Here is a 7,989-nt window from a genome sequence, read left to right on the forward strand (position 1 = left end):
CCCGGCCAAACACATCCACCCACCCGGGCAGGGGCGTAGCCGGGCCGCCGGTTTCCGGGGCGGTCGGCCGGGCAAGCACCTCCACCCACCCGAGCATTCGCTCGCCGGGCCGGCGGTTTGTGGGGTGATCGGCCTGCGTTCAGGACCTCCACCCACCTGGGCAGTTCGCTCGCCGGGCCGGCGGTTCTCGGGGCGGTCGGCTGGCCAAGCACCTCCACCCACCCGGGCCGGGGCGTAGCCGGGCCGCCGGTTGCGGGGGTGGCTGGCTGACCAAGCGCATCCACCCACCCGGGCAGTCGCTCGTCGGGCTGGCGGTTTCGGGGGGGCTGGGTGGCAAGCGCATCCACCCATCCGGCGTTTGCTCGCCGGGCGGCGGTTCGGGGTCAGCCTGCTTTCCCGCTTCCCTGCTTCCGGCTTTGCGGCAGGTCCTAGTCGGCGGCGAGTGCCCGGGGGCCGCGGATGGGGGTCAGGCTTCCCACCATGGCGAGCAGGCGGGCGTGTGCGCGGCGGTGCAGCAGCCGTCGGAAGGACTCGGGCAGGTGGGCGTGCGCGGCCAGTTCCCAGGCTGCCTGGAACACCACGGCCTGCACGGTCGGGGGGGCCACCTCCGGGTGGCGCTCGGTCAGCGCGGAGACGGTGGCCTCGGTGATGTCGCGGGCCGCGGAGAACTCGGCCCGTGGGGCGGGGATGTGGTCGGGGCTGGACATCGGTCAATGATCCCTTTTCACGTGTCGCCTTCGGTTTCCGGGACGTGAACAAGGGTACGTCCGATGTGGACTCTCAGCCCGGCCTGCGGTGGGCGCTCGGCGTGTGTCCCGTCCATCGGGTGAACGCGTGGATGAAGCTGGCCGATTCCGCGTAGCCCAACCGGGTGGCGATGTCGGCCACCGGCAGCACCCCGTCGGCGAGCAGTTCCTCGGCGAGGGCGAACCGCACCTCGTCGCGCAGTTCGCGGAACGACGTGCCCGCCTCCGCCAGCCGCCGCCGCAGGGTCCGCTCCCCCACCAGCAGCCGAGCGGCGACCTCGCCCGCGCCGAGCCGGATGCCGCCGACCGCCGCGAGCTGGGCCCGCACCGCCCCGGTCGTCCCGTGCCGCTGCCTGCGCGCCTGCACCAGGACCCGGCAGCGCTCCTCGCAGTCGGCCACGGTCACCGGGTCGGCCTGCGGCAGCGGCCGGTCCAGCTCGGCGGCCGGGAACGCGGCGGAGGTCACCGCGGCCCCGAAGACCGGTTCGACGCCGAACGCGGCGCGGTGCGCGGACGGGTCGGCGGGCGCGGGGAACCCGAAGGCCACCTCGGTGAGCGGGAGGCCGCCGGGCAGCAGCTCGCCGGTGACGGTGTGGATGGCGGCGAGGTCGCGCTCCAGGAGGAACCTGGTCGCGTCCTGCGGCAGCGCGGAAGCGTCCAGCTCGAACCGCAGCAGCGCGCCGTCGAGGCGCAGGCGCGGGACGCAGAAGATGAAGCTCAGGTCCAGGTACCGCAGGGTCACGTCGACGGCGGCGCCGAGGGTGGGGCTGCTGAGCACGGCGTAGCCGAGCATCCCGAACGTCGTCACGTGGTAGCGGCGGCCCAACTCCAACCCGGCGTCGGGCAGTCGTGCGGCGAGGGCGCGCACGGCTGCCAGCTCGACCGCCGCGTCCACCCGGGCCGCGGGGTCGGTGAGGACGTCCTCGGGGACCTCGGGCAGGGGGACGTCCCGTTCCCGCGCGAAGGCGGAGACCAGTCGGAGGCCCGCCGTGCCGCGCGGGTAGTCCCAGTGCCGGACGGCGGCCTCGGCGAACACCCGCATACCGGGAGTCTGCCCGGTGGGGGCGGGGGTTGGCCGCGAGGGCCGGGATTCGGTGGGCTTCACCGTGGCTGCGCCTCCGGGGCCGGGGAGTTCGTTGTGGGAGCCCGGGTGGTGGTGTGCTCGGCCGGGGCCCCGGCGAGGTGGTGGGCCGGGAGCGCCCGCGGGGGCGGTTCCCCTACGCTGGGGTTCCAGCGTGACCGATGTGGCCAGGTGGGGGATGCCGCGGAACCGACGCCCGCAGGACCGGGAAGAGAAGCGCGGTGAGATCGTCGCCGCGGCCACGCGGTTGTTCGTGGAGGAGGGCTACGACTCCACGACGGTGGTGCGGATCGGGCGCGAGGCGGGGGTGGCCTCCAACACCGTCTACTGGTACTTCAAGCACAAGGACGAGGTGCTGGTCGCCGTCCTGGACGCGTTGTTCGCGGAATTCCTGGCCGGTGCGGCGCAGCGGTTGGCCGAATCTCCGGTCGAGCAGTTGCTGTGGGCGGTCGGGCAGTTGCGGCGGGTTGACCGGTTGATCACGACGGTGCACGCCAGGGTCGGGGCCTCGGAGGCGTTGCGGGTGTGGCACGACGGGTTCCACGCGCAGGTGGAGGGGATGCTGCGGTGGCACCTGGCCGGGTTGGGCGTGCCGGAGGCCGAACAGGGCGCGATGACGCGGATCGGGGTGTTCGCGGTCGAGGGGATGCTCACGCACGTGGGCGACGCCGCGGGTGATCGCGCCATCGTCGAGACGTTGGTGCGCAGCGCCCGCGGCATCGCCGCTGTGCCGGGTCCCCACCAGGACCCGGGCGGGTCGACTACCGGTTCGCCGGGGCGGTGAGCCGCGCCGCGAGGAACCGGACCTGGTCCCGCACGGCGCGCTCGAAGAGGTCGTCGACGTAGATGTCGAAGTGGTCGCCGTCGTAGTGGTTGACCTGGATGTGGTCGTGCCGGGCCGCGAGGCGGGCCGTGGTGCGGGCGGGGGCCGCGCGGTCGTCGTCGCACACGCACAGCAGGGTCGGCGCGGTGATCTTGCCCATGTCCTTGCCCGGGCGGTACAGCGGCAGCCACAGCGCGAGCCGGGCCGCGATCGCGTTGGCGCTGTCGCTCGCACCGTCCGGGCCCTTCATGACACCCCAGATCGTGTCGCGGCCGACAGCGGTCTCGGAGGGGCGGAACGGGCGCCCGCCGGTCTCGACCGTCGGGGACAGACCCCTGCCCACCGCGGAGATCCGGGCGGCGACCCCGGCGGTGCGCGGTGAGAGCCGGGACCCCGCGGGCATGAGCTTCGACGCCTCGGCGATCGCGGTCGGGGACACCAGGAAGGCGGGCATCCACCACACCCCGACCACCGGGGCCAGCACCGGCTTCGCGCCGAACAGCGACCCCACCACGTCGAGCACGGCGGCGGCGATGAGCCACAGCACGCTCAACGGGCTGGAGCGGAACCGGGAGAGCAGTGACGCCGGGCCGTCGGTGAACGGGCACTGGGCCACCACCGCCGCCACGGCGCGGTCCTCGCTCGCGATCCGCAGCGCGTGCCCGCCGCCGAACGAGGTCCCCCACACCGCGACCCGCTCCGGGTCGACCCCGGGCAGCGACCGCCCGTAGGACAGCGCCGCCCGCCAGTCGTCGAGCTGGTCGCCGATGTCGAGCAACTGCCGCGGCGCGCCCCCGCTGGCCCCCAGGTACCGGTAGTCGAACACCAGCACCACCCACCCCTGCGCGGCGAACCGCTCGGCGAAGGCGTCCAGCCGCCACTCCCGCACCGCCCCCAACCCGTGCGCCATGACCACCAGCGGCCGGGGCCCCTCGCCTGCGGTCGGGGTGTACAGCCACGCCGCGCACCGCACACCGCCGGACTCGAACCACACATCGCGCCGCACCGCCCCGGCGGGGCCGTCCTCCGTCGCCGACGTTCCCATCGCCCACCCTTCCTCACCACACCGCTCTTGACTCACGGTCAAGAGATGGACGGCGCGAACGCTAGATCGCTCTTGACTTGCAGTCAAGAGCGGCGCCGCCCCGGTACCCGCCCGGCGCCGGTCCGCGCGTTGATCGCGTGCCGACGGGGTGGCGGTCCGGGGGTGGGCGTCCTCGACCGGAGGTGTGGCCGGAAATGTCAATCGGGAGGCCGCCGGAGGGCTGGTTCCCGAGGGTGGGCGGTTCTAGCGTCGGGGGCATGACAGGGCTGTCGGTGGTTGTGATCGGGGCGGGCTTCGGGGGCCTGGGGGCCGCCGCCGCGCTTCGGCGGGCGGGGTTCGCGGTGACCGTGTTGGAGCGGGAATCCCGGCTGGGCGGGGTGTGGCGGGACAACGTGTACCCGGGGGCCGCCTGTGACGTGCCCTCGTCGCTGTACTCGTGGTCGTGGGCGCCGAACCCGGGGTGGCCCCGGCGGTACTCGGGGCAGGCGGACATCCTGCGGTACCTGGAGCGGACCGCCGCCGAGCAGGGGTTGACCGACGTGGTGCGGTTCGGGTGCGACGTGGTGGGGGCGGCGTACCGGGACGGGAAGTGGCGGGTGGAGATCGCCGGCGGGGAGGTCGTCACGGCCGACGTGCTGGTGCCCGCGGTGGGGCAGTTGTCGCGGCCCGCGGTGCCCGACATCCCCGGGGCCGACACCTTCGGGGGGCGGATCTTCCACTCTGCGCGGTGGGACCACTCCGTGGACCTCGCGGGCAAGCGGGTGGCGGTGATCGGGACGGGGGCCAGCGCGGTGCAGTTCGTGCCGCGCATCCAACCGCTGGTGGGGCACCTCGACCTGTTCCAGCGGACACCGCCGTGGGTGGTGCCGAAGCCGGACCGGCGGTACACCGCCGCGCACCACGCCCTGTTCCGGCGGGTGCCCGGGGCGCGGTTGGCCGGGCGGGCGTCGGTGTGGTTGAGCGGGGAGCTGCTGACCACGGCCTTCACCTCGGCCAAGCCGCTGGGCAGGGCCATCGAGGCCGTGGCCCGGCTGCACCTCAGGGCGCGGGTGCAGGACCCGGTGCTGCGGGCCAAGCTCACGCCCGACTACGCGATCGGCTGCAAGCGCCTGCTGTTCTCCAACGACTACCTGCCCGCCCTCACCCGGCCCAACGTCGACGTGGTCACCGAATCGATCACGGGCATCACCCGCGACGGCGTGGTGACCACCGACGGGCGGGAGCACCCGGCCGACGTGATCGTCTACGGCACCGGTTTCCGGTCCACCGACTTCCTCGCGCCGCTGACCATCACCGGGACCGGCGGGGTGGACCTGCGGGCGACGGCCTGGGCGGGTGGGGCCCGGGCGCACCTGGGGATGACCGTGCCGGGATTCCCGAACATGTTCCTGGTCTACGGGCCGAACACGAACCTGGGCGGGAACTCGATCATCTTCATGCTGGAGCGGCAGGCCGCCTACCTGGTGCGCACCCTGCGGGCCATGCGCGCGCACGGCGTGGCCGCCGTGGACGTGCGGGCCGAGGTGGCCGAGCGGTCCGACCGGGAGGTGCAGTCGCGGCTGCGGTCGAGCGTGTGGACCGGCTGCGAGAGCTGGTACCGGGGGGACGGCGGGCGGATCACCACGAACTGGCCGGGGCTGGTCGCGGAGTACCGGCGGCGCACCCGGCGGCCCGATCCCGGCGACTTCCACCTGATCGCAGGCGACCACCCGGAGGAGCGGTCCACGTGGACCGCGTAGCGGCGAACCCGGACGTGCCGCACTATGACGTCCTGGTCATCGGATCGGGGTTCGGCGGCAGCGTGTCCGCGCTGCGGCTGACCGAGAAGGGCTACCGGGTCGGCGTGCTGGAGGCGGGGAGGCGGTTCGCGGATGACGAGTTCGCCGAGAACTCCTGGCACGTGCGCGACTACCTGTTCGCCCCGCGCCTGGGCTGCACCGGGATCTTCCGGATGACCCCGCTGCGCGACGTGCTGGTGCTGTCCGGCAGCGGGGTCGGCGGCGGGTCCCTCGGCTACGCGAACACCCTCTACGAGCCGCCCGAGGCGTTCTTCCGCGACCGGCAGTGGGCGCACATCACCGACTGGCGGGCCGAGCTGGCCCCGCACTACGCCCAGGCGAAGCGGATGCTCGGGGTGACCACGAACCCGGCGACCACCGCCGCCGACCGGGTGCTGCGCGAGGTCGCCGACGACCTCGGCGTCGGCCACACCCACACCAGCACCCCGGTGGGCGTGCTGTTCGGCGGCAAACCCGGCGAGGAGGTCCCCGACCCGTTCTTCGGCGGCGCGGGGCCGACCCGGCGCACCTGCACCCACTGCGGGGAGTGCATGACCGGGTGTCGGCACAACGCGAAGAACACGCTGGTCAAGAACTACCTGTACCTGGCGGAGAAGGCGGGCGCGGAGGTCCACCCGCTGACCACGGCGGTCGGCGTGCGCGAGGTCGACGGCGGGTACGCCGTCGACACCCGCCGCACCGGCGGGCTGCGGAAGCGGACCTTCACCGCCGACCAGGTGATCTTCTCCGCCGCCGCGCTGGGCACCCAGAAGCTGCTGCACAGGCTGCGCGCGACCACCCTGCCCCGGATCTCCCCGAGGGTCGGCTACCTCAGCCGCACCAACTCCGAGGCGATCCTCGCCGCCAGGGCGCGGGACTCGACCGTGGACTACTCGCGCGGGGTGGCGATCACCTCCTCGATCCACCCGGACCCGGTGACCCACGTCGAACCGGTGCGCTACGGCAAGGGCAGCAACGCGCTGGCGCTGCTGGGCACCGTGCTGGTCGACGGCGGCCGGTCGCGGTGGGCGCGCGGGCTGCGCGAGCTGTGGCGCAGGCGGCGGGACCTGGCCCGCCAGCACGACCCCCGGCACTGGTCGGAGCAGACGATCGTGCTGCTGGTGATGCAGTCGCTGGACAACTCGGTGACGACCTTCCGCCGGTTCGGCAGGCTGAGCAGCCGCCAGGGCGAGGGCGAACCGAACCCGTCGTGGATACCGGCGGGCCACGACGTGGCCCGCCGGGTCGCCGAGAAGATCGACGGCATCGCGGGCGGCACCTGGGCGGACTGGATCGACATGCCGGTGACCGGCCACTTCATCGGCGGCTGCGCCATCGGGGAGACCCCGCAGACCGGTGTGGTGGACCCGTACCAGCGGCTGCACGGCTACCCCGGGCTGCACGTGGTGGACGGGTCGGCGGTCTCGGCGAACCTGGGGGTGAACCCGTCGCTGACGATCACCGCCCAGGCCGAGCGGGCGATGGCCCTGTGGCCGAACAGGGGCGAGGCCGATCCCCGGCCCGAACCCGGCGCCCCCTACCGGCGGCTGGACCCGGTGGCACCGCGCTCACCGGTCGTCCCCGCCTCGGCGCCCGGCGCCCTGATCCCGATCACCCCGAAGGAGCGCAGGTGACCCACCCCCCGGAACCGTGGAAGCTGCGCGGCGACCTGCACCTGTCGGTGTGGTTCCTGCGCGAGCGCGACTGGGAGGTCCCGGAGGAGACCTCGGTGGTCCGCCTCGGGCCGTGGTGCGTGGTCGGCACCGCGTGGGTGGACTACCGCCCCGGCAGCGTGCTCACCTACCGGGAGCTGATGTCGACCCTCCTGGTGCGCAAGGGTTTGCGCCTGTACCCGACCATCACCCGCATCTGGGTCGACAGCCCCCGCTCCCGCGACGGCGGGCGGGCGCTGTGGGGAATCCCGAAGGAGCTGGCCGAGTTCACCGTGGACGGTCCGGAGTGGACAGCAACCTCGATCGCCCGGGCCAGGGTGCGCCCGGGGGCGCGCCTGCCCGGCCGGTGGCCGGTGGCCTTCCGGGTCGCGCAGACGCTCGCGGGCAAGCTCAAGCTGAGCCGGGTGCGGTCGACCTCGGGCCTCCGCTTCGCCCGGGTCGACTGGGACGCGGGCGCACCACTGCCCTTCCTCACGGCCCACTCCCCCGCCCTGAGCCTGACCCTCACCGACTTCGACATGACCTTCGGCGAAGCCCGGACCCACTGACACGAACAAGCCCCACCGGCGCAGCAACCAGCCACCCCGCCACCGCTGCCCCGGCTACGGAAATGCCCGGGCGGGTGGAGGTGCTGCTTGCCCAGCCAACCACCCCCGAAACCGCCGGCCCGGCGAGCAACTGCCCGGGCGGGTAGGTGTCGTCAACGCAGGCCGACCACCCCACAAACCGGCGGCCCGGCCAAGCAAATCCCCGGGTGGGTGGAGGTGCTTGTCCAGCCGACCACCCACCAAACCGCCGGCCCGGCGAGCGAACTGCCCGGGTGGGTGGATGTGTTTGGCCGGG

7 protein-coding genes are annotated in these 7,989 nt (G+C 73.8%); 4 read left to right on the forward strand and 3 right to left on the reverse strand.

All coding sequences use genetic code 11. From position 1 onward, the window contains the following. Nucleotides 1-428: 428 nt before the first annotated feature. Both UO65_RS08495 and UO65_RS08500 read right to left on the reverse strand, forming a co-directional pair. The gene (locus UO65_RS08495; protein ID WP_035280365.1) at nucleotides 429-707 is read right to left on the reverse strand and encodes a hypothetical protein; all 279 of its coding nucleotides are present in this window, start codon (nucleotides 705-707) and stop codon (nucleotides 429-431) included. A gap of 73 nt (nucleotides 708-780) precedes the next feature. Beyond that, nucleotides 781-1,788, reverse strand: coding sequence for an AraC family transcriptional regulator (locus UO65_RS08500; protein WP_035280367.1), 1,008 nt, complete (start codon nucleotides 1,786-1,788; stop codon nucleotides 781-783). 217 nt (nucleotides 1,789-2,005) lie between these two features. On the opposite strand from UO65_RS08500, the gene UO65_RS08505 reads away from it, so the two are divergent. Continuing rightward, nucleotides 2,006-2,611 (forward strand): TetR/AcrR family transcriptional regulator, encoded by a 606-nt coding sequence (locus tag UO65_RS08505; RefSeq protein ID WP_035280369.1) that lies wholly within the window; start codon nucleotides 2,006-2,008, stop codon nucleotides 2,609-2,611. Here the strand turns inward: UO65_RS08505 and UO65_RS08510 are convergent. Beyond that, nucleotides 2,589-3,695 carry an alpha/beta hydrolase gene (locus tag UO65_RS08510; RefSeq protein ID WP_052020911.1) on the reverse strand — a complete coding sequence of 369 codons (1,107 nt, stop codon included), beginning with the start codon at nucleotides 3,693-3,695 and terminating at the stop codon, nucleotides 2,589-2,591. The two genes, UO65_RS08505 and UO65_RS08510, sit on opposite strands and share 23 nt — an antisense overlap. Before the next feature lie 257 nt (nucleotides 3,696-3,952). On the opposite strand from UO65_RS08510, the gene UO65_RS08515 reads away from it, so the two are divergent. The 3 genes from UO65_RS08515 to UO65_RS08525 are packed head-to-tail and all read left to right on the forward strand — an operon-like array spanning nucleotide 3,953 to nucleotide 7,694. Beyond that, nucleotides 3,953-5,434 (forward strand): flavin-containing monooxygenase, encoded by a 1,482-nt coding sequence (locus UO65_RS08515; protein WP_035280371.1) that lies wholly within the window; start codon nucleotides 3,953-3,955, stop codon nucleotides 5,432-5,434. Continuing rightward, entirely contained in the window at nucleotides 5,422-7,107 is a 1,686-nt protein-coding gene (locus UO65_RS08520) for an FAD-dependent oxidoreductase (protein ID WP_324608958.1), read from the forward strand. Before UO65_RS08515 ends, UO65_RS08520 begins: the two co-directional genes overlap by 13 nt. After that, a complete protein-coding gene (locus tag UO65_RS08525; protein ID WP_035280373.1) occupies nucleotides 7,104-7,694 on the forward strand; it encodes an acetoacetate decarboxylase family protein in 591 nt (196 codons plus the stop codon). Before UO65_RS08520 ends, UO65_RS08525 begins: the two co-directional genes overlap by 4 nt. Nucleotides 7,695-7,989: the final 295 nt, after the last annotated feature.

The sequence above is a fragment of the Actinokineospora spheciospongiae genome, assembly GCF_000564855.1.
In the GTDB taxonomy this organism is placed as follows: Bacteria; Actinomycetota; Actinomycetes; order Mycobacteriales; family Pseudonocardiaceae; genus Actinokineospora; species Actinokineospora spheciospongiae.